Annotated in this window: 24 protein-coding genes; 9 read left to right on the top strand and 15 right to left on the bottom strand. The window is 66.3% G+C overall.

The window, feature by feature from the left end; translation table 11 throughout:
• Nucleotides 1–93 precede the first annotated feature (93 nt).
• Nucleotides 94–723, top strand: a complete 630-nt coding sequence (locus FPZ24_RS16100; RefSeq protein ID WP_146573703.1) for a DedA family protein — start codon at nt 94–96, stop codon at nt 721–723.
• Here FPZ24_RS16100 and FPZ24_RS16095 read toward each other — a convergent pair.
• From FPZ24_RS16095 to FPZ24_RS16040, 12 genes are all read right to left on the bottom strand, one after another.
• Complete coding sequence (locus FPZ24_RS16095; RefSeq protein WP_146573701.1) at nt 710–1,408, bottom strand: DJ-1/PfpI family protein; 699 nt, start codon at nt 1,406–1,408, stop codon at nt 710–712. The two genes, FPZ24_RS16100 and FPZ24_RS16095, sit on opposite strands and share 14 nt — an antisense overlap.
• Complete coding sequence (locus tag FPZ24_RS16090) at nt 1,408–2,787, bottom strand: hypothetical protein (protein WP_146573699.1); 1,380 nt, start codon at nt 2,785–2,787, stop codon at nt 1,408–1,410. Before FPZ24_RS16090 ends, FPZ24_RS16095 begins: the two co-directional genes overlap by 1 nt.
• A gap of 1 nt (nt 2,788) precedes the next feature.
• Nucleotides 2,789–3,298 carry a DUF2306 domain-containing protein gene (locus tag FPZ24_RS16085; protein WP_146573697.1) on the bottom strand — a complete coding sequence of 170 codons (510 nt, stop codon included), beginning with the start codon at nt 3,296–3,298 and terminating at the stop codon, nt 2,789–2,791.
• A gap of 83 nt (nt 3,299–3,381) precedes the next feature.
• Complete coding sequence (locus FPZ24_RS16080; RefSeq protein ID WP_146573695.1) at nt 3,382–3,837, bottom strand: hypothetical protein; 456 nt, start codon at nt 3,835–3,837, stop codon at nt 3,382–3,384.
• 20 nt (nt 3,838–3,857) lie between these two features.
• Nucleotides 3,858–4,394 (bottom strand): demethoxyubiquinone hydroxylase family protein, encoded by a 537-nt coding sequence (locus FPZ24_RS16075; protein ID WP_146573693.1) that lies wholly within the window; start codon nt 4,392–4,394, stop codon nt 3,858–3,860.
• On the bottom strand, nt 4,391–4,861 hold the full coding sequence (locus FPZ24_RS16070) for a disulfide bond formation protein B (protein WP_146573691.1): 471 nt from the start codon (nt 4,859–4,861) through the stop codon (nt 4,391–4,393). Before FPZ24_RS16070 ends, FPZ24_RS16075 begins: the two co-directional genes overlap by 4 nt.
• Nucleotides 4,858–6,180 (bottom strand): S41 family peptidase, encoded by a 1,323-nt coding sequence (locus FPZ24_RS16065; protein ID WP_146573689.1) that lies wholly within the window; start codon nt 6,178–6,180, stop codon nt 4,858–4,860. Before FPZ24_RS16065 ends, FPZ24_RS16070 begins: the two co-directional genes overlap by 4 nt.
• A gap of 42 nt (nt 6,181–6,222) precedes the next feature.
• A complete protein-coding gene (locus tag FPZ24_RS16060) occupies nt 6,223–7,410 on the bottom strand; it encodes a murein hydrolase activator EnvC family protein (protein WP_146573687.1) in 1,188 nt (395 codons plus the stop codon).
• Between the two features lie 3 nt (nt 7,411–7,413).
• Nucleotides 7,414–7,836 (bottom strand): 23S rRNA (pseudouridine(1915)-N(3))-methyltransferase RlmH, encoded by a 423-nt coding sequence (locus FPZ24_RS16055; protein ID WP_146573685.1) that lies wholly within the window; start codon nt 7,834–7,836, stop codon nt 7,414–7,416.
• 107 nt (nt 7,837–7,943) lie between these two features.
• A complete protein-coding gene (gene rsfS, locus FPZ24_RS16050) occupies nt 7,944–8,261 on the bottom strand; it encodes a ribosome silencing factor (protein WP_146574644.1) in 318 nt (105 codons plus the stop codon).
• A 77-nt stretch (nt 8,262–8,338) separates the two neighbouring features.
• Nucleotides 8,339–8,968 carry a nicotinate-nucleotide adenylyltransferase gene (locus tag FPZ24_RS16045; protein ID WP_146573683.1) on the bottom strand — a complete coding sequence of 210 codons (630 nt, stop codon included), beginning with the start codon at nt 8,966–8,968 and terminating at the stop codon, nt 8,339–8,341.
• A gap of 96 nt (nt 8,969–9,064) precedes the next feature.
• On the bottom strand, nt 9,065–10,339 hold the full coding sequence (locus FPZ24_RS16040) for a glutamate-5-semialdehyde dehydrogenase (protein ID WP_146573682.1): 1,275 nt from the start codon (nt 10,337–10,339) through the stop codon (nt 9,065–9,067).
• A gap of 94 nt (nt 10,340–10,433) precedes the next feature.
• On the opposite strand from FPZ24_RS16040, the gene FPZ24_RS16035 reads away from it, so the two are divergent.
• Nucleotides 10,434–11,510, top strand: coding sequence for a DUF3667 domain-containing protein (locus tag FPZ24_RS16035; RefSeq protein WP_240047523.1), 1,077 nt, complete (start codon nt 10,434–10,436; stop codon nt 11,508–11,510).
• A 6-nt stretch (nt 11,511–11,516) separates the two neighbouring features.
• Here FPZ24_RS16035 and hisN read toward each other — a convergent pair whose 3' ends face one another.
• On the bottom strand, nt 11,517–12,305 hold the full coding sequence (gene hisN, locus FPZ24_RS16030) for a histidinol-phosphatase (RefSeq protein ID WP_146573678.1): 789 nt from the start codon (nt 12,303–12,305) through the stop codon (nt 11,517–11,519).
• Between the two features lie 68 nt (nt 12,306–12,373).
• Between hisN and FPZ24_RS16025 the strand changes: the two genes are divergently transcribed.
• The 3 genes from FPZ24_RS16025 (at nt 12,374) to FPZ24_RS17690 (ending at nt 14,112) form a co-directional block, all read left to right on the top strand.
• Entirely contained in the window at nt 12,374–12,919 is a 546-nt protein-coding gene (locus FPZ24_RS16025; RefSeq protein ID WP_146573676.1) for a peroxiredoxin, read from the top strand.
• Nucleotides 12,920–13,048: 129 nt separating this feature from the next.
• The gene (locus tag FPZ24_RS16020; protein ID WP_240047522.1) at nt 13,049–13,978 is read left to right on the top strand and encodes a GGDEF domain-containing protein; all 930 of its coding nucleotides are present in this window, start codon (nt 13,049–13,051) and stop codon (nt 13,976–13,978) included.
• Nucleotides 13,945–14,112 (top strand): hypothetical protein, encoded by a 168-nt coding sequence (locus FPZ24_RS17690; protein WP_240047521.1) that lies wholly within the window; start codon nt 13,945–13,947, stop codon nt 14,110–14,112. Before FPZ24_RS16020 ends, FPZ24_RS17690 begins: the two co-directional genes overlap by 34 nt.
• A 301-nt stretch (nt 14,113–14,413) precedes the next feature.
• Here FPZ24_RS17690 and FPZ24_RS16015 read toward each other — a convergent pair whose 3' ends face one another.
• Nucleotides 14,414–15,280, bottom strand: coding sequence for an alpha/beta hydrolase (locus FPZ24_RS16015; RefSeq protein ID WP_186728924.1), 867 nt, complete (start codon nt 15,278–15,280; stop codon nt 14,414–14,416).
• Between the two features lie 44 nt (nt 15,281–15,324).
• On the opposite strand from FPZ24_RS16015, the gene ung reads away from it, so the two are divergent.
• The gene (gene ung / locus FPZ24_RS16010; protein ID WP_146573672.1) at nt 15,325–16,008 is read left to right on the top strand and encodes a uracil-DNA glycosylase; all 684 of its coding nucleotides are present in this window, start codon (nt 15,325–15,327) and stop codon (nt 16,006–16,008) included.
• On the opposite strand, the gene FPZ24_RS16005 is transcribed toward ung, so the two are convergent.
• Nucleotides 16,003–16,500, bottom strand: a complete 498-nt coding sequence (locus FPZ24_RS16005; RefSeq protein WP_146573670.1) for a 2'-5' RNA ligase family protein — start codon at nt 16,498–16,500, stop codon at nt 16,003–16,005. The two genes, ung and FPZ24_RS16005, sit on opposite strands and share 6 nt — an antisense overlap.
• A gap of 55 nt (nt 16,501–16,555) precedes the next feature.
• On the opposite strand from FPZ24_RS16005, the gene FPZ24_RS16000 reads away from it, so the two are divergent.
• The 3 genes from FPZ24_RS16000 (at nt 16,556) to FPZ24_RS15990 (ending at nt 17,913) form a co-directional block, all read left to right on the top strand.
• The gene (locus FPZ24_RS16000) at nt 16,556–16,981 is read left to right on the top strand and encodes a VOC family protein (RefSeq protein WP_240047520.1); all 426 of its coding nucleotides are present in this window, start codon (nt 16,556–16,558) and stop codon (nt 16,979–16,981) included.
• 62 nt (nt 16,982–17,043) lie between these two features.
• Nucleotides 17,044–17,493 (top strand): pyridoxamine 5'-phosphate oxidase family protein, encoded by a 450-nt coding sequence (locus tag FPZ24_RS15995; protein WP_146573668.1) that lies wholly within the window; start codon nt 17,044–17,046, stop codon nt 17,491–17,493.
• A 3-nt stretch (nt 17,494–17,496) separates the two neighbouring features.
• Nucleotides 17,497–17,913 carry a DUF1810 domain-containing protein gene (locus FPZ24_RS15990; protein ID WP_146573666.1) on the top strand — a complete coding sequence of 139 codons (417 nt, stop codon included), beginning with the start codon at nt 17,497–17,499 and terminating at the stop codon, nt 17,911–17,913.
• Nucleotides 17,914–17,935: the final 22 nt, after the last annotated feature.

The raw sequence follows: 17,935 nt of genomic DNA, 5'->3' as shown, positions 1-17,935 counted from the left end.
ATATTGACCGATCATCGCTAAAGAATCGTTGAAATATCACGGTTAAGTATCGGTGCTTGACCGTCCGCCCGCGCTCCCGCATCGCCGGTGTCCATGATCGAACGCATCTTGGCCGTGCTCGCCGGCTTCACCATCTGGGTCATTTCTTCCGGCGGCTATCTCGGCATCGTCGTGCTGATGGCGATCGAAAGCGCGTGCATCCCGTTACCAAGCGAGATCATCATGCCGTTCGCGGGCTATCTCGTCTCGACGGGGCGGTTCGACCTGTATCTTGCCGCGACGGCGGGGGCGATCGGGTGCAATCTGGGGTCGATCGTCGCATACGAGATCGGCAAGCGCGGCGGCCGGCCGGTTGCCGAACGGTGGGGACGCTATGTGCTGATCGGTCCGGGCGAGCTCGACGCGGCGGATCGGTTCTTCGACAGATACGGGTCGATCGCGGTGCTGATCGGGCGGCTGCTGCCGGTGATCCGCAGCTTCATCGCGTTCCCGGCCGGCGTCGCGCGGATGCGGCTGGTGCCGTTCCACGTCTATACCTTCATCGGCTCATGGCCGTGGTGTTTCGGCCTCGCCTGGGTGGGGATGAAGCTCGGCAAGGCATGGGACAGCGACCCACGGCTCAAGGCGGCATTCCACTCGGCCGACCTGGTGATCGGGGTCGTGCTGGTCGCAGCGGTCGGCTTCTACATCTGGCACCGCGTGCGCGGGCTCAGGAAGCGCTGAGCTTCTCCGCCACGGCGCGCGTTCGCGCGTCGCGGTCGCTCGCCATCCGCGCGACCATCTTCTTGTAGCGGTCGAGGATATCGGGCTCGACCTTGTCGGGTGAGCCGGCATCGAACGGCGGCTGCGGGTCGTATTCGATGCTGAGCTGGACGAACTTGGCGTGGTCGTCGCCGCGGATCGCCGCGACCAGCGCCAGCCCGAAATCGATCCCCGCGGTCACCCCACCGCCGGTCACGCGGTTGCGGTCGAACACGTAGCGTTCGTGGACGGGCTCCGCGCCGAACAGAGCGAGGCTATGGTGTGATGCCCAATGCGTCGTCGCGCGATAACCCTTCAACAGCCCTGCTGCGCCAAGCAGCAGCGCGCCGGTGCATACGGCCGTCACCCATTGCGCCTGCTCGCCGGCCTGCCGCACCCAGGCGACGGTCTCCGCATCCTCCATCGCCGGCACGACGCCGAACCCGCCGGGAACGAACAGTATATCGGGCATCCGCGCGGCGGCGAAGGTCGCGGTCGGCTGCAGCGTGAAGCCGGCATCGGTCGATACGGGATCGAGCGACTTCGCCACCAACTCGATCGTCGTGTTGCCCATCCGCGTCAGCACTTGCGCCGGCCCGGTGAAATCGAGTTGCGTCATGTCGGGGAACAGCACGAAGCCGATATGCAAAGCGGGGATGCTGGCCATTATCGGTTTCCCTCGACGTGGACGGCGCGCCATAGCATCAGGCCGAGCGGGATCGCGAGACACAGGTACAGCGCGACGCCCGCATAGGGCGACCAGCCGAGGAAATCGCCCGGCAGGGTGCGGAGCGTGCCGGTCGCCCAGTCGGTCTTGAGGATCGGGTCCCATAGCGGGAACGAGAATTCGTCGGGCGCGGTGATGTTGGCGGCGGCGATGACGAGGTTGATCGCGACCGACAGGGCCAGGATCGTCGCGGCGAGCGCGCGTTCCCACCAATAATCCAGGCTCGCCCAATATACCGCCAAGCCGATCGCGAGCATTCCGATCGCCGGAACGGAATGGCGCGGGCCGGTCGAATGACCGCCGTCCCAATAGACGTAGGCGGCGTTGACGAGCAGCACGACGATCGCCGCGCTGGCCAAAGTGACGGCGAGGCCACCTTGGCGCTTGGCCAACTGCCACAGCCCGAACGGCGCGAGGATCAGGATCGGCGCGACCCACAATATGCCGCGGCGCATCCCGATAATGATCTCTGCTAGTACTGCGAACTTGGGGCTGGTCAGCCCGAACAGTCCTTCCTTCATGCCGGGGAAGCCGTTGACGCCCTCGTAACCCAGCCGAAACGGCGTGCCGAACGCGATCATGTTGTACGCGACGAGCGGCACCAGCAGCATCGCTGCGCCGGCCAGCGCGGCGGCGGCGAGCGGGGCGGGGCGCCGCAGGCGGAACGCGCCCCACAAGGCGACGATCGACCCCGCGAGCACGGCCTGAAACTCGATCAGCACGGCAAGGCCGAGCGCAGCGCCGGCGATCGCGGCGAAGGCGACCGGCCGCTCTTCGCCTGCGCGCCACAACGCCCAGACTGCGATGACCAACAGATCGGCGACCGGCGCGTGACCGAACAACGTCGTCGACCAACCCCAGATCGGCGTGCCGAGCGCGAAAGCGACGGCGCCAAACAATGCGGCCCCCGTACTCGCGGTCAGGGTGAGCGCAAGGTCGTACAATGCGACCGCCGCGAGTGCGGTGAGGATGGCGCTGACGCTCGCCACCGCGAGCCGCAGCCGCACGGTCATCCACTGCTCGAAATTGCGGTCCCACACGGTCGGCGGGATCGGCGGGCGCGCCGTGATGTGCTCTGCAACCGCGGCGGCGGGGAGCGCGAGCAGGGTCATGCCCGGCGCCTTGTCGAGATAGACGTGACCGTCGAACTCGGCCTTATCGATCGTCAGGTCGCGGAACTCGTCGATCCGCGCGTCGCCGCGCTCGACCAGTCCGATCGCGGCGAACATCCGCGTCGAATTGTTCGGGTTGAGCGCCCACGACCCGAACCACGCGCACGACAGCCAAACCAACGCAAAGAGCAGGATACGAGCGCGCATCTCAGCCAAACAGCCAGTGCCCGAGCAAGCGCGTTTCGAGCAAAGTGAAGTATCCCGCGACGATCAACGCCCCGGTCACCAGCCCCCGCACCGTTCCGCGGTGCCCCGCCAGGTTGTGGCTTCGCGCGGTCAACCATACGCGCGGGGCCATGATCAGCACGAACACCGACAGGATATGGATGAAGCTGAAATGGCCGGGGTTGCTGTAGCGCACGAACAGGCTGATCGCCGCGGTCGCCGTCATCGCGACCACCCAGACCTTGCCGAGCAACCGGTGGATCGGCGTGCCGCGCGGGCGGAGCAGCATGTACGGGGTGAGCATGAGCGCCACCATGATCGTCGCCAGATGCAGCCAGACGCCGCGCGGCACCTGCGCCCAGTCGGCATGCCCTTTCGCCAGGGCGATAATGACGATGACGAGCAACACGGCCGCGACGCCCGCGAGCATCTTCTCATACCAATCGGGCGCGATCGACCGGACGGGTTTGGGCTTGAAGAAGATGCTGGCCATTGGTCCCCCGCTTGGTCGATGGGGACTCTAGACCGATTGCGCGGTCAAATGAATCGCTTTTGAGCGCGAAACGACGCCGCGGCTCAGTTGGTCCGCTGCCCTTCCTTCTCGTCGGCGTCGCGTTCCTTGTCGGTGTCCTTGCTTTCCTTGAACTGCAGCCGCGAGCAACCGATGCTGCCGCCCGGCCCCACCGCCGAACACGATCCGATCCCGGTGCCGCCGGTGTCGAGCGTTCCTTGCGCGCGAACGGCCCAGCTGCGATTTTCGGGCGTGATCTTGAAATCGCGCAATTCCTTGGGGACGCGGAACTGTTCGTTCGCGTCGCGGCGCGTGCAGACGACGATCTCCGCACCGTTGGCGTCGGTCGGGCATTGCTCGTTGCCGTACAGGACCAGGACGCCGTTCACCGGGGCGTTCTTCGACACCGAGCTAGGCCCGCTCGATTTGGGCGGCGGCGGCACGCCGGGACCCGACACTTGCTGCGCGGCGGCAGGCAGCGCGATCGTCACGGCCAGCGCGCCCAACACGATCCTCGACATCCTCGTCTCCTCTCCCGCGCCTATACGCGCTTGGCCGTGGCGATGGCCAGCCGGCAGCCCAATCGGATCACCGCCGACATCAGCGGATAGGCGATCGCCGATTCCGCGCCGTGCGCCAGCGCCGTCTCGCGATGCTCGACTTCCTCGGCCTGGAACTCCGCGATCGCCGCCGACAATTCGGGATCGCTATCGCCCAGCACCTGAAGCTGCTCTGAATAATGCTTGTCGATCTCGGTTTCGACCGCCGCGGTGCAGGCCATCGCGGCTGCGGGGCCGATCGCCGCGGTGACCGCGCCGAGCGCGAACCCGGCGACATTCCAGAACGGCTGGAGCGCGGTCGGGCGCACGCCGCGCGTCGCGACGAGATTGTCGAAGAAGGCGCGGTGCCGTTCCTCCTGCCGCGCCATGCCCGCGATCTCGCGCGCGGCGGCGCTGCGGTCGCCCATCACCGCGAGCTGCCCGGCATAAATCCGCGTCGCGCCATATTCGCCGGCCTGATCGACCCGGATCATCGAATCGCTCGCCGGACGCCGATCGCCGGGGCGCCAGCCGCTCATCCCGCGCGGCCCCGACGCAGCAGCAGGCCGAAGATGACCAGCGCGCCGCTCAACGAGATTATCGCGTTGAACCCGGCGAGCGAGATGCCGAACAGGCTCCACTGCGGCTGGTCGCAGCGCACGATCGGCGCCTTCATCAGGTCGTCGAGCGTGATCGAGCCGCTACCGGAAGTTTTGGTACACGCGGTAAAGCCTTGCCACCAATGATATTCGACCCCGGCATGTGCGACCCCGATCGCGCCGCTGACGGCGATCGCGATCGCGGCGAGCGCGACCAGCAGCCGCGTCGGCATCGCCGGCACGAACGCGAGCAAGGCGATCACCAAGGCGGCGTAATGCGGCCAGCGCTGCCAATGGCACATCTCGCACGGGTAGAGCCCGCCGATCAGCTGCGAGCCCCACGCGCCGGCCAGCAACGCCGCCGGGATCAGCAGCGCAAGGGCGCGCGCCTTCGACAAATTGGTCATTTCTTGACTACCGCCGGGGCGCGCGAGAGGCGGCCGATCGTCTGAAGCGCGTAATAGAGCTGGAAGTCGGTCACCCCGCGCTTCTTGAGTTCGTCGGGCGTCGCGGCGAAGCGCGGATCGGGCTTGGTATCTTCCTCGAGAATGGCGTTGTCGGCCTTGACCTCGTTGACCAGATGCTTGCGCAGATCGGATTCGCGGAAGACGGGCCGCGACTTGTAATCGGGGTCGGAGATTTGCGGCACGGCGATGTCGGGGCGGATGCCGCCCTCCTGCACCGACCGGCCAGACGGCGTGAAATAGCGCGCCGTGGTCAGCCGCAAAGCGCTGTCGTTGCTGAGTTGCAGCAACGTCTGCACCGATCCCTTGCCGAACGACCGGTCGCCCATGATCAGCGCACGATGATGATCCTGCAGCGCGCCGGCGACGATCTCGGACGCGCTCGCGGTGCCCGAATTGATCAATACGATCACCGGCAGGCCGCCCGCGTCGTCGCCTGGCTTGGCGTAGTAACGCTCGATATCGTCCTTCTCGCGCCCGCGCTGGCTGACGATCTCGCCCGACGACAGGAACGCGTCGCTGACTTCGATCGCCTGGCTCAACAGGCCGCCGCCATTGTCGCGCAGATCCACGACATAGCCGAGCGGCTTGTGTCCCAGCGACTTGGTGATGTTGTAGATCGCGGCGCGGACGTCCTGGCCGGTCGTCTCGCTGAACGTGTTGATGTTGATATAGCCGATGCCGTCCTTGACCTCCCACTTGACCGGCTTGGTCACAATGACTTCGCGGACCAGCGCGACGTCGATCGGCTTGTCGCGACCGGGGCGGACGATCGTTAATTTGATCGGGGTACCCGGCGTGCCGCGCATCGAACTGATCGCTTCGTCCAGCGTCTCGCCGAAGATGAACTTGCCGTCGATATGCGTGATGAAATCGCCCGATTTGATCCCCGCGTGTCCCGCCGGCGTATCTTCCTGCGGCGCGATCACCTTCACCGCGCCGTCCTGCATCGTCACGGTCAGGCCCAGCCCGCCATAATTGCCGGTCGTCAGGATCTGCATGTTCTGGAAATCGACCGCATCGACGTACGAACTGTGCGGATCGAGGCTGGCGAGCATCCCGTCGATCGCGCCGCGGATCAGCTTCTTGTCGTCGACCTTATCGACATAGCTCGCCTTGATCCGGTTGAAGACCGTCATGAACGTTTCGAGTTCGTGATAGGTATCGCTGTCGGCGGCGGCCGAGGCCGAAGTGGCGACGGGAACGAGCGCGACCGCGCCGGCGATGGCGGTCGCCTGAAGCCAGGAAAATGCACGAGCCATGATGGGGTAACGATTCCGATCGGAAAGAGTGTCGGGAGGCGTTTAGCCGGTCAGCGCGACAGGGTCCACCGCGCGGCCCTTGCGGCGCAGTTCCACGGTGATACGACGGTCGTCGCCGGCCCGCGCGGCACCGATCGGCGCGCCCTGGCCGATCGTCTGGTTGAGCTTGACCGTCAGCGCGCCCAGCCCGGAAACGAGCGTCGTCCAGCCGCCTCTGTGATCGATGATGACGACATTGCCATAGTCGCGGAACGACCCGGCATAGACCACCTTGCCCGCGGCGGGGGCGACGACGTCGGCCTCGGCAGCGACCGCGAAGGTGAGGCCGCGCGAGGTCACGCCGGCGTCGGACACTTCGCCGAACCCGGTGACGAGCTTGCCGGCGACGGGGAGTTTCCATGGCGCCGACACGGTCGACCAGGACAAGGCGATAGGCGCGATTTCCCCGGGTTGCGCAGGGCGAGGAAGCGGACCGGACAGTTTCGCCAGCGCGGCACCGGTGGTCGCGGCGTCGGTATTGACCTGCATCTGGTCGACCAGGTCGCGCGCGCGTTCGCCGAGGCCGATCGCGCGGTCGCTTTCGGCCAGCGCGCCGCGGCTCAGCGATTGCGACTTGAGCCGGTGCTCGGCTTCGAGCCGGGCGAGCGCGATGCGATTGGTCTCCAGCCGCCGCCGGCTGTCGGTCAGGCTTTGCGCCGCGAGCAGCGCGTCGGCGCGCAACCGGCGGTTGCGGTCGAGCTCGCCGCGCAGTCCCGCGGTGCGCGTCTGGATGAGCGGCAAGGTGCTTCCCAGCACGGCGCGGACATGGACGAGGTCGGCGACCGACCCGGGCTGCATGATCGCCACCGAACTGGGGCGTAGCGCAAGCGAACAGAGCGCGGCGACCAGACGCGCGATCGGGCCTTGCTGGACGGCCAGTTTCTGCTGCTGGTCGTTCAGCAGGCGATCGACCAACGCGATGCGCGCGGTCGCGGCGGTGATGTCGGCCTGTGCCTGCGCGACTTTCGCGGCGAGCGCTTGCTCCTCGGCCAGCGCTTTGGCGGCCTGATCGCGCTCGCTATTGGCAGCAGCGTCGAGTTTGGCGGCACGGTCCGCGGCGGCGGCGGACTGCGCGCGCGCTTCGAGCAGACGGCGCTGCTGATCGGCGATGTCGGACTGCGCATTTCCCTGACTCGCCAGAAGCGCCACCGCGAACGGGGCCAGCAGGACGGGGATCAGCGCAAGCCGCATAGCCTATCCTTCGCGATGATAGGGATGGTTGGCAAGGATGCTGGACGCCCGCCACAATTGCTCGGCGAGCATCGCGCGCGCCAGCATGTGCGGCCAGGTCAGCCGGCCGAACGACACCAGCCAGTCGGCGCTCGTGCGTTCGGCGTCGGAAAACCCGTCCGCCGCGCCGATCAGGAAGCGGACTTCGCGCACCCCGTCGTCGCGCCACTTGCCGAGCTTGTCGGCGAACGCGATCGACCCCGGCGTGTCGCCGGTTTCGTCGAGCATCACGATCCTGGTTTGCGGTTCGACCGCCGGCATCTTGCCGCCGGTATCGGGGAGTTCGGTGATGCGCGTCGGCCATGCGACGCGCTTCAGGTAGCGATCGACCAGCTCGGCCTCGGGACTGCGCCCGATCCTGCCGCGCGCGATGATGTGGAGCAGCACAATCCTATCCCCGTTCGCCCTGAGCTTGTGGAAGGGCCGTTCTTCTCGATCCGAAGAAAGTACGGTGCTTCGACAAGCTCAGCACGAACGGTATTCGGATAGCAGCCCTAGTGCGCCAATGGCGTCGGCGCGTCGCCGAACGACCACATCCGCTCGAGATTGTAGAAGCTGCGCACCTCGGGGCGGAACAGGTGGACGATCACATCGCCGGCGTCGATCAGCACCCAGTCGGCGGTCGGCAGCCCTTCGATCCGCGCGGACCGGCCGGTTTCGGCCTTGATCTTCTCGGCGAGTTTCTGCGCCATCGACGCGACTTGCCGCGTCGATCGGCCGCTGGCGATGACCATGTGATCGGCGATCGACGACTTGCCGGCGAGCGGGATCGAGATCGTATCGACCGCCTGATCGTCGTCGAGGCTCGTCATGACGAGCCGATGCAGCGCCTCGGCGCCTTCGGCGTCGGACGAGCGGTACGCATTGGGAGATGTGGCCAAGTCGGTTCCTACGGAGTGGGTGGGTCGGCGCTGGGGACGCCTGCGACACGCCGCGCAAAACGGCGATGCCAGTTCGGGTCGGCCGCACGCAGCCGGGTAGCGGAGGTCGGATCAGGGCGAAAGCGCAGCAGCACGAGGGCCGGCAGTCTCCACGTCGTCCAGTTCTTCGCCTGGTGTGCGGGCCGGAAAAAGCGCCGCAACCAACCCATGGCGGGGACCGCCCGGGCAGCATGATCATAACCCGGACGCGCGACGACCGCAATCGGGATCGACATCGCGATGTGGCGCCACCCCTTCCACTGGTCGAAATTGAGCAGATTGTCCTCGCCCATAAGCCAGATGAACTCGTGCCCGCGATACAGCCGCTGGACCTTGGCGAGCGTATCGACGGTGTAGCGCGTGCCGAGCCGCTCCTCGATCGCGGAGACGCGGATCGGCGCATGACCCGCCATCTTTCGCGCCGAGGCGAAGCGCACGCTGAACGGCGCCATGTCGGTCGCCTTGTCCTTCAGCGGATTGCCGGGCGAGACCAGCCACCACACCTCGTCGAGCCCCAACGCCTCGATCGCCGCCAGACTGATCGCGCGATGGCCGGTGTGCGCAGGGTTGAACGACCCGCCGAGGAGACCGATGCGCATCAGATACGTCGAGACGCTGAGAACATACGGTCGAAGGTCATGACGCCCGGATAGTCCGCACGCGCCATTCCGCAAAGCCTTGGTCGTCAATGTCTGTCAGGCGCGCACCTGACCGGTGCCGCGCCCGATCCATTTGTATGTCGTCAACCCCTCCAACGCGACCGGGCCGCGGGCGTGGAGGCGACCGGTGGCGATGCCGATTTCGGCGCCGAGCCCGAACTCGCCCCCGTCGGCGAACTGGGTCGAGGCATTCCAGAGGACGATCGCGCTGTCGACCTCTCCCAGGAAGCGTTCGGCGACCGTAGCGTCCTCGGCGACGATCGCATCTGTATGGTGCGATCCGTGGCGAGCGATGTGTGCCAGTGCGCCGTCGAGGCCGTCGACGATCGCGACGCTGGCGATAGCTTCGAGATATTCGGTGTCCCAATCGCTCTTCGCGGCGGGTGCGATGTCGGGGGCAAGCGCGCGCGCGGCGTCGTCGCCCCTCACCTCGCAGCCGGTTGCTGCGAGCGCCGCGATCAAATCGGCGGCGCGGGGATAGTCCCGGTCGATCAGCAAAGTCTCCATCGCGCCGCAAATCCCGGTGCGGCGCATCTTCGCGTTGACGACGATCGTCTCGGCCATGGCCGGGTCGGCGGAGGCGTGGACGAAGACGTGGTTGATCCCGTCGAGATGCGCGAGCACGGGAACGCGGGCCTCGGCCTGGACGCGCGCGACAAGTCCCTTGCCGCCGCGCGGCACGACCATGTCGATCACGCCCTCGCCAGCCAGCATCGCGCCCACCGCGGCGCGGTCGGTGGTGGGCACGAGTTGGACCGCCTCGGCGGGCAGGCCGGCGTCCTTTAGCCCTTCGACCAAAGCGGCGTGGATCGCGCGGTTGCTCTCGACCGCCTCCGACCCGCCGCGCAGGATCACGGCGTTGCCCGATCCGATGCACAGCGCGGCGGCGTCCGCGGTGACGTTGGGGCGGCTTTCGTAGATGATGCCGATCACGCCGATCGGCACGCGGACGCGCGACAGATGGATGCCGTTCGCCGGCACGGTCTCGTCGATCGTCTCGCCGACCGGATCCTTCAGCGTCGCGATCGTCGCGACCCCGTCGGCCATCGCGGCGACGCGGTCGGGCGTTAGGTTGAGCCGGTCGAGCATCGCGCTCGACAGTCCGGCTTTCTCGGCATTCGCCATGTCGATCGCGTTGGCGGCGAGGATGGCGGCTTCCGCGCCGCGGATCGCCCGCGCCATCGCGATCAGCCCGCGCCGTTTGTCGGCGGTGGACAGCCGCCCCAACGCGCCGGCCGCGATGCGGGCGTGACGGCCCAGCGCCGCGATCAGCGCGGTGGGGTCAATTTCGACATCGACGATCGTTGCCATGGCGTATCGATACCATGTCGCAGCGCGCTACCAAAACGGTATCGCCTTTAGGCGGCCCAATGCTATCCATCGCGCCATGAGCGGTGGGATAGAGATGGCCGGCGATATCGCGACCGGGGCGTTGCTGGGTCGCGCGGTCGAGCCCAAGGCGGGCGAAGCGGCGAGCGATGCGGCACACGGCGTGTGCCTCAATTGCGGCACCGCATTGATCGGCGAGTTTTGCCACGCCTGCGGGCAGAACGGGCACGTCCACAAGACGCTGATGTCGATCGGGCACGATTTGCTCCACGGCGTGTTCCATTTCGAGGGCAAGGTGTGGCGCACGCTGCCGATGCTGGTCACGCATCCGGGCAGCCTGACGCGGCGCTATATCGACGGCGAGCGCGCACGGTTCGTGTCGCCGCTCGCGATGTTCCTGTTCTTCGTGTTTCTGATGTTCGCGACCCTGCACGCGATGGGCGGCGGCAAGGAGTTCGAAATCGACCGCACGCCGTCGACCAAGGCCGAGAAGATCGCGCGCATCGACGGCGAGATCGCGAAGGCGCAGTCGCATCTGACCAAGGAGCAGGACCGGCTCGCCAAGGGCAAGGGCGACGAGGACACCGCCGATGAGATCGTTGGTTACCGGACGACGCTGAACGGGCTGAGGGGCGCGCGGCAAGCGATCGTCGAGACGCCGGAATCGGCCACGTCGGAGGCGCCGACCCGCGATGCCGCGGTCAACAGGGTCAATACCGGCTGGCCCGCGCTCGACGAGGGGATCAGGAAGGCTAACAAGAATCCCGAACTCGCGCTCTACAAGCTGCAGAGCTCGGCCTACAAATACAGCTGGGCGCTGATCCCGATCTCGGTCCCGTTCGTGGCGTTGCTGTTCCTATGGCGGCGCCGCTTCACGACCTACGATCACGCGATCTTCGTGACCTATTCGCTGTCGTTCATGATGCTGCTCGCGACCTTCGTGTCGCTGTTGATGATGATCAACACGCCGGTCTGGATATACGGCAACCTCATCGCCTTTGCACCGCCGGTGCATATCTTCTTCCAGTTGCGCGGCGCGTATCAGCTCAGATGGTTCTCGGCGCTGTGGCGGACGGTGGTGCTGGGCTTCTTCGCCTCCATCACGCTGATGATCTTCGGGATATTGCTGCTCGGCCTGGGGTTGATGGAATAGGGCGCCTTAATGCCCGTGGCAGGCGAGCGCTTCCAGGATATCGTCGATTCGCGCCGGGTCGCCCGCGGCGATCACATCGCCCTTGCTGTCGGCGGTCAGCGGCTCGCCCGACCAATCGCACATCATCCCGCCCGCGCCCTCGACCACCGGAACCAGCGCCGCGAAATCGTAGAGCTTGAGCCCGGCCTCGACGACCAGATCGATATGCCCGCTCGCGACGAGGCCGTAATTATAGCAGTCGCCGCCGAACACCATCCGCCGATGCGCGCACTTGGCGGCGAGCGCCATGAAATGCTCGGCGTCGTGATCGCTGAAATAATGCGGGCCGGTGGTCGCGAGCGTCGCCTCGGCAAGGTCACGGCACGCGCGTGACCTGACCGGCTGGCCATTGAACAAGGTCGGCCGCCCCGCCGCCCCAACCCAGCGCTCGCGACCGATCGGCTGGTCGATCACCCCGATCACCGGCCAGCCGTCCTGCACCAGCGCGATCAGCGTGCCGAAGATCGGCCGCCCCGCGACGAAGCTGACGGTGCCGTCGATCGGATCGAGCACCCATTGCCGTCCGGTCGATCCCTCGATGGTGCCGAATTCCTCGCCGACGATCCCGTCGCGCGGCGCTTCGGCGGCGAGCAACGCGCGCATTGCCTGTTCGGCAGCGCGGTCGGCGATGGTGACGGGGGACTGATCATCTTTCGTCTCGACGTCGAACCCCGCACGGAAATGCGGCCGAATCGCCGCGCCGGCAGCATCGGCGAGCGCTTGAGCCAGCGCGATATCGGCATCGGTGATCCGCATGCGCCCGCCCCTAGCCGTACGCGCGGCGCGGGTCTAGAAAGCGGCGCAACCTTCAAGGGAGAGTCCCCATGCGCCTTCGCCTTTTCGCGCTTCCGCTCGCCTTCGCCACCGTCCCCGCGGTCGCCGCGCTGTCGCCCGGCGCGGTCGCGCCCGACTTCACCACGCGCGGCGCGATCGACGGCAAGATCTTCCGCCTGACGCTGTCGCAACAGCTCAAGAAAGGGCCGGTCGTGCTCTATTTCTTCCCGGCGGCGTATACCGGCGGGTGCAATCAGGAAGCGCACGATTTCTCCGAAGCGGTGCCGCAGTTCCAGGCGGCGGGCGCGACGGTAATCGGCATGTCGACCGACACGGTCGAACGTCTCGCCAAGTTCAGCCAGGAGAAGTGCGCCGGAAAGTTCGCGGTGGCGAGCGCGGGGCCGCGCATCGTCAAGGCGTATGACGTCGATCTCGGCAAGATGATTCCTGACGTCGAGACCAAGCAGTTGCGCGCGGTCACCAACCGCACCAGCTACGTCATCGGGCGCGACGGCAAGATCACGTTCGTCCATTCGAACCTGAGCGCGGCCGATCACGTCAAGCTGACGCTGGAGGCGGTGCGCGCGCTGAAATAGGTCCGTTGTGGCGGCATCGGCTTGTTGGACGCCGGGGCCGTCGACCCCTCTGATAGGCGCGGCAACGTTATTTTAGCGGTTACGATGTACTGCGCGTCCTCGGGGAAAACGGGGAACGGATAAAAATCGGTGGCCAGTGCTGCACAGACCAGTCAGCCGTTCGGGCCGTCCGATCGCCTATTTTCGGCGATCGGCGCGTTTCTGGCGGATCATCGACTAAGCGTCGATCCCGTCAATTATGCCTTTGCGCATCGTGTGTTGAGCAATCCCAAGGGTGCGCTCGCCGCCAGCGTCGCGCGCATCACCGACGGCGGCGTGCGACTGACCTCGCGCGATATCGAGGACATGGGCCACCAGGCCGCTGTCCCCGGTGCGACGGCTCCGCACAACGATACCGAATCGCACAACGCCGCCAATGAATCCCCCAACGTGATGATGCAGACCCTGGTCGCGCGCACGCAGATGCAGGTCGAGGATTTCGCCGATACGGTCGCCGCGATGCGGGCCGAGACGCAAGTGTTCGGGCGCGACCTGTTGGCCGGTGCCGACGCGATCCGCGAAGCGAGCGGCGCGGCGGTCGAAGACATTACACGGCTGGCGACGACGATGCTCGATCGCGTCCGTGCGGCCGAGGAGCGGCTGGCCGCCGCCACGGTCGAAGCGGAAGCGCTGCGCGCCGAACTGGAAGCGGCGCGCGACGACGCCCGTCGCGATCCACTGACCGGGCTCGCCAATCGCCGCGCGTTCGAGGATGCGTTTTCGATCGCATCGGAGGGCGACAAGCCGATCTGCATCGCGTTGTGCGACATCGACCATTTCAAGTCGGTCAACGATCGCTTCGGTCATGCCGTGGGCGACCGCGTCCTGAAGGTGATCGCCGAGGCGTTGCGCGAAGCGTGCGGCGAGCATCTGGTCGCGCGCTATGGCGGCGAGGAATTCGCCATCCTGTTTACCGGTGTGACGACCGAGGCGGCGGTAGCCACGCTCGACGCGGCGCGCGGCACAGTCGCGGGGAAAAGTATCGCTTGCGCGAAACCGATGCGCCGCTCGGCGCGGTGACCTTCTCGGGCGGCGTGAGTGCGCACGAGGTGGGCGAGGTCATGGGATCGGCGTTGGGCCGCGCCGATCGCCTGCTGTACGCGGCAAAGGATGCCGGCCGGAACGTGATCAAGGGCGATGGCGATATTTCCTAACTAGCGGCGCAAAGTCTGCCCGATAGTTGGTGTTACACGCCACGCCTGCTCCATCTGAAATAGATTTCCGTTGTAATTCAGCTAGTTATAAAACTGGCACGCTCCCTGCAAATCCGTCGGCGTCGGTCGTCGGATCAGCCGCCGACCGGAAAACAACGAAGGGAGTTCACCATGTCGATCCGTTTCTATTCCGCCCAGGGCCTCTTCTCGGTCGTCAGCGCGCTGCTTTGCTCGGCCGTCATGATCAGCGTCGCCACCTCGCTCGTCCCGGTCGCCTGACCGGGGCTGAGCGAGCCTCGACTCACTTCTTTCCTAGCAGGAAGGTGAGCGGGATATCGACGCGAGCGGCCCAGGCGCGCTCGCTATGCTCCGCGCCGGGAAATGCCCGGCTGACCCAGCCGCGACGCTTTCCCGCCGCGGCATCGAGCTTCGCCTGGAACGGCGCGATCGTGCCGTCGTTGGTGCCGGTCCCATAATCGAAATAGAGCCGCGCGGTGTAGGGCGGCAAATGCGTTTCGAACCAGCGTTCGGTAAAGCCGTCGCCGATCGGCCATGCGGTGGACAGGCACGCCGCGGCCCCGAACACGGTCGGATAGCGGACCAGCGCATAAGCGGAAATCAGCCCGCCCATGCTCGACCCCATCAGCATCGTGTCGCGTGGCCCGCGCAACGTGCGATATTGCTTGTCGATCAGCGGCTTCAGCTCGTCGGCCAGGAAGGCGAGATAGGCGTCGCCGGCGATTTTGGCCCGTTCGACTGGCAGTTTCTTGAACAGATCGTCCGCATTGGGATCGCCCGGCGCGACCACCGGCGGCACCGCAGCCTCGGGCATGTATTCGCCGAGCCGATTGTCGGTGTTCCACACTGCGACCAGGATCGCGGGACGCACCTTGCGCTCGGCGATCAGCTTGGCCAGCGCGCGATGCACCGCCCAGCTCTTGCCCGACCAGGGCGAGGGATCGTCGTACACGTTCTGGCCGTCGTGCAGGTAAATCACCGGATAGCGCCGTTTCGACGTCGCGTAATCGGGCGGCAGCCAGACCTGCACGGTGCGCGCCGGGATCAGTGTCGACGAGGCGGTGAATTTGGGTTGCAGCCCGTCCGCCGCATCGGCGGCGAAAGCGGGCGTGGCGACGAGGGCGAGCAGCGCGACGAGCAAACGGATCATGCGCCGCATTGACAGCCGATAGGCGGCTGCGGTCAAGATCGGCGATGGGCGACCCCAAGCTGCATCCGAGCTGGCTCGAACCGCTGCGCGGCGAGTTCGCCGATCCGTACATGGCGGCGTTGCGCGAGTTCCTCGTGGCCGAGAAAGCCGCGGGCAAACGGATTTTCCCGCAAGGCTCCGACTGGTTCCGCGCGCTCGACTTGACGCCGCTCGACGACGTCCGCGTCGTCATCCTCGGCCAGGATCCGTATCACGGCGAGGGGCAGGCGCACGGCCTGTGCTTCTCGGTCCGCCCCGGCACGCGCACGCCGCCGAGCCTGGTGAATATCTACAAGGAAATGGAGGCCGATCTCGGCATCCCGCCGGCGCGGCACGGCTTTCTCGAACACTGGGCCGAACAGGGTGTGCTGCTGTTGAACGCGGTGCTGACGGTTCAGATGGGGCTGGCCGCGTCGCATCAGGGGCGCGGCTGGGAACGCTTTACCGATGCCGTGATCCGGCTGGTCAATGCGCGCGAAAAGCCGGTCGTGTTCATGCTGTGGGGCAGCCACGCGCAGAAAAAGGCCGCGTTCGTCGATGCCGGCCGGCACCTCGTGCTGCGCTCGCCGCATCCGTCGCCGCTTTCCGCGCACACCGGCTTCTTCGGCACCAAGCCGTTCTCGAAGGCCAACGCTTTCCTCGTCGCCCAGGGCGAAAAGCCGATCGATTGGGCGCTGCCGCCGTTATAGCGCGAGCGCGAGCTGACGTTGTTGCAACGGCCAGCGACCCAACGGTTCATGGCCCCGATCGCTGCGGATCAGGAGGAATTCCTCGACCATCCAGCTGATCGGCTCGATCTTGCGTGCCGCCGCGATCGCCACGCCGCGATAGGCCAGGGTCAAGTGCAGCCAGAAATTGTGTTCGATCGTCACGCCGCACATCTCCGCCTTCTGCCGCAACACGCGATGAAAGGCTGCGGCCAAAGGCATGCCGCGCGCACCGCGCAACAGATTGCCGGCGATCAGGTCGAACGCCACCGGAAACGGCTCGGCCGATATGGTGCCGAGCAAGGTTCTCAGTTGCTCGAGCCGCGAACTCGGCCAGTCGGCCTCGTCGCCCAGTCGCAGCATCGTACAGTGCAGGCGATCGGCCGGATAACTGTCGTCGAGGCCATAGGTGGACCGCCGGGCGCAGACTTGGCGCAGTTCGGCGGGGGGCGGCTTGATCATGATATACAACATTGCGGCGACTCGATGTTTCGTTCATGATATGTTCTCATGGTAAAGGAGTCGAATCGTGAATGATGACCAAGTGCGTGGCGCGTTTCATCACATCGATCTGAGCGTCACCGATGTCGCGGCGTCGAAGCGCGTCTACGGCCCGGTGCTCGAATTCCTCGGCTACGTTCAGGTCAAGGACGATCCCGACGTATGCGAATGGGACATTCGCGGGCGCGAACCGTTTGGCGCATCACTCGGCATCCGCGCGGCGAAGAACGCGGGGCGGCATGATGGCTACGCGCCGGGTCTCCAGCATCTCGCCTGGCGCGCGGCGAGCCGCGACGAGGTCGATCGGCTCCACGCATTGCTGCTCGATCGGAGCATCACGGTGCTCGATGCGCCCGCGTCCTACCCGGAATATTCGGGCGACTATTATGCGGTGTTTTTCGCCGATCCCGACGGCATCAAGCTCGAACTGGTCCACGCGCCGGGCTGGATCTGACGGCGGAGCGATTCGGACCTCGCGCGCGTTGAAGCTCCCGATACAGAATCGGGAGAGACGCGATGACCAAGACCCTGTCCGACCTTGCCGAGGGCATGCGCGACATCGATTTCGCGATGCTGACCACGCGCGCCCCCGACGGCAATCTCGGAGGCCGTCCGATGAGCAACAATCGCGAGGTCGATTACGACGGCGACAGCTACTACTTCACCTGGGATTCGGCGCAGATGGTCACCGATATCGGCCGCGATCCGCGCATCGCGCTGTCGTTCCAGGGCAAGGCCGGCATGCTCGGGATGCGACCGTTCTTCGTCGCCGTCGAAGGCGATGCGGCCGTCGTCCACGACAAGGCGCGGTTCGCGGAGCATTGGTCGAAAGGGCTCGACCGCTGGTTCAAGGACGGCATCGACACGCCGGGCCTGGTGATGATCCACGTCCACGCGACGCGGGTGCATTATTGGGACGGCGAGGATGAGGGCGAGGTCAAGCTGGACGCCGCCGTTCCCGCCTGACGCATGGCCGACCTCGATCGCTTCGTCGCGGCGCAGGACGGCGTTTTCGAGCGCGCGCTCGCCGAGCTGCATGAAGGCGCCAAGACCAGTCACTGGATGTGGTTCGTATTCCCGCAGATCGCCGGGCTGGGCCACAGCGCCATGGCGCAACGTTATGCGATCGCCGATCTGACCGAGGCGCGCGCATATCTGACGCATCCGGTGCTGGGTCCGCGGCTGACCGACGCGACGCAAGCGATGCTCGACTGGGCGGGCCGGCGGTCGGCCGATACCATCCTCGGCGGGATCGACGCGGTGAAACTGCGGTCGAGCATGACCTTGTTGGAAGCGGCCGCGGGCGCTGGCGCCGCGCCGTTCGCCGATTGCCTCGACGCTTTCTACGCCGGTAAACGCGACCCCGCCACACTCGCGCGGCTTTAGCCATTCTTTACCGGATCGGTCC

The organism is Sphingomonas panacisoli (assembly GCF_007859635.1).
Lineage (GTDB): Bacteria > Pseudomonadota > Alphaproteobacteria > Sphingomonadales > Sphingomonadaceae > Sphingomonas > Sphingomonas panacisoli.
The sequence above is the reverse complement of the archived record's forward strand: the minus strand, read 5'-3'. Positions and strand labels throughout refer to the sequence as shown.

Excerpts from the sequence above, each read along its gene's own strand:
- FPZ24_RS16100 (WP_146573703.1), top strand. The coding sequence starts at position 94 with ATGATCGAACGCATCTTGGCCGTGCTCGCCGGCTTCACCATCTGGGTC.
- FPZ24_RS16095 (WP_146573701.1), bottom strand. The coding sequence starts at position 1,408 with ATGGCCAGCATCCCCGCTTTGCATATCGGCTTCGTGCTGTTCCCCGAC.
- FPZ24_RS16090 (WP_146573699.1), bottom strand. The coding sequence starts at position 2,787 with ATGCGCGCTCGTATCCTGCTCTTTGCGTTGGTTTGGCTGTCGTGCGCG.
- FPZ24_RS16085 (WP_146573697.1), bottom strand. The coding sequence starts at position 3,298 with ATGGCCAGCATCTTCTTCAAGCCCAAACCCGTCCGGTCGATCGCGCCC.
- FPZ24_RS16080 (WP_146573695.1), bottom strand. The coding sequence starts at position 3,837 with ATGTCGAGGATCGTGTTGGGCGCGCTGGCCGTGACGATCGCGCTGCCT.
- FPZ24_RS16075 (WP_146573693.1), bottom strand. The coding sequence starts at position 4,394 with ATGAGCGGCTGGCGCCCCGGCGATCGGCGTCCGGCGAGCGATTCGATG.
- FPZ24_RS16070 (WP_146573691.1), bottom strand. The coding sequence starts at position 4,861 with ATGACCAATTTGTCGAAGGCGCGCGCCCTTGCGCTGCTGATCCCGGCG.
- FPZ24_RS16065 (WP_146573689.1), bottom strand. The coding sequence starts at position 6,180 with ATGGCTCGTGCATTTTCCTGGCTTCAGGCGACCGCCATCGCCGGCGCG.
- FPZ24_RS16060 (WP_146573687.1), bottom strand. The coding sequence starts at position 7,410 with ATGCGGCTTGCGCTGATCCCCGTCCTGCTGGCCCCGTTCGCGGTGGCG.
- rsfS (WP_146574644.1), bottom strand. The coding sequence starts at position 8,261 with ATGACGAGCCTCGACGACGATCAGGCGGTCGATACGATCTCGATCCCG.
- FPZ24_RS16045 (WP_146573683.1), bottom strand. The coding sequence starts at position 8,968 with ATGCGCATCGGTCTCCTCGGCGGGTCGTTCAACCCTGCGCACACCGGC.
- FPZ24_RS16040 (WP_146573682.1), bottom strand. The coding sequence starts at position 10,339 with ATGGCAACGATCGTCGATGTCGAAATTGACCCCACCGCGCTGATCGCG.
- FPZ24_RS16035 (WP_240047523.1), top strand. The coding sequence starts at position 10,434 with ATGGCCGGCGATATCGCGACCGGGGCGTTGCTGGGTCGCGCGGTCGAG.
- hisN (WP_146573678.1), bottom strand. The coding sequence starts at position 12,305 with ATGCGGATCACCGATGCCGATATCGCGCTGGCTCAAGCGCTCGCCGAT.
- FPZ24_RS16025 (WP_146573676.1), top strand. The coding sequence starts at position 12,374 with ATGCGCCTTCGCCTTTTCGCGCTTCCGCTCGCCTTCGCCACCGTCCCC.
- FPZ24_RS16015 (WP_186728924.1), bottom strand. The coding sequence starts at position 15,280 with ATGATCCGTTTGCTCGTCGCGCTGCTCGCCCTCGTCGCCACGCCCGCT.
- ung (WP_146573672.1), top strand. The coding sequence starts at position 15,325 with ATGGGCGACCCCAAGCTGCATCCGAGCTGGCTCGAACCGCTGCGCGGC.
- FPZ24_RS16005 (WP_146573670.1), bottom strand. The coding sequence starts at position 16,500 with ATGTTGTATATCATGATCAAGCCGCCCCCCGCCGAACTGCGCCAAGTC.
- FPZ24_RS15995 (WP_146573668.1), top strand. The coding sequence starts at position 17,044 with ATGACCAAGACCCTGTCCGACCTTGCCGAGGGCATGCGCGACATCGAT.
- FPZ24_RS15990 (WP_146573666.1), top strand. The coding sequence starts at position 17,497 with ATGGCCGACCTCGATCGCTTCGTCGCGGCGCAGGACGGCGTTTTCGAG.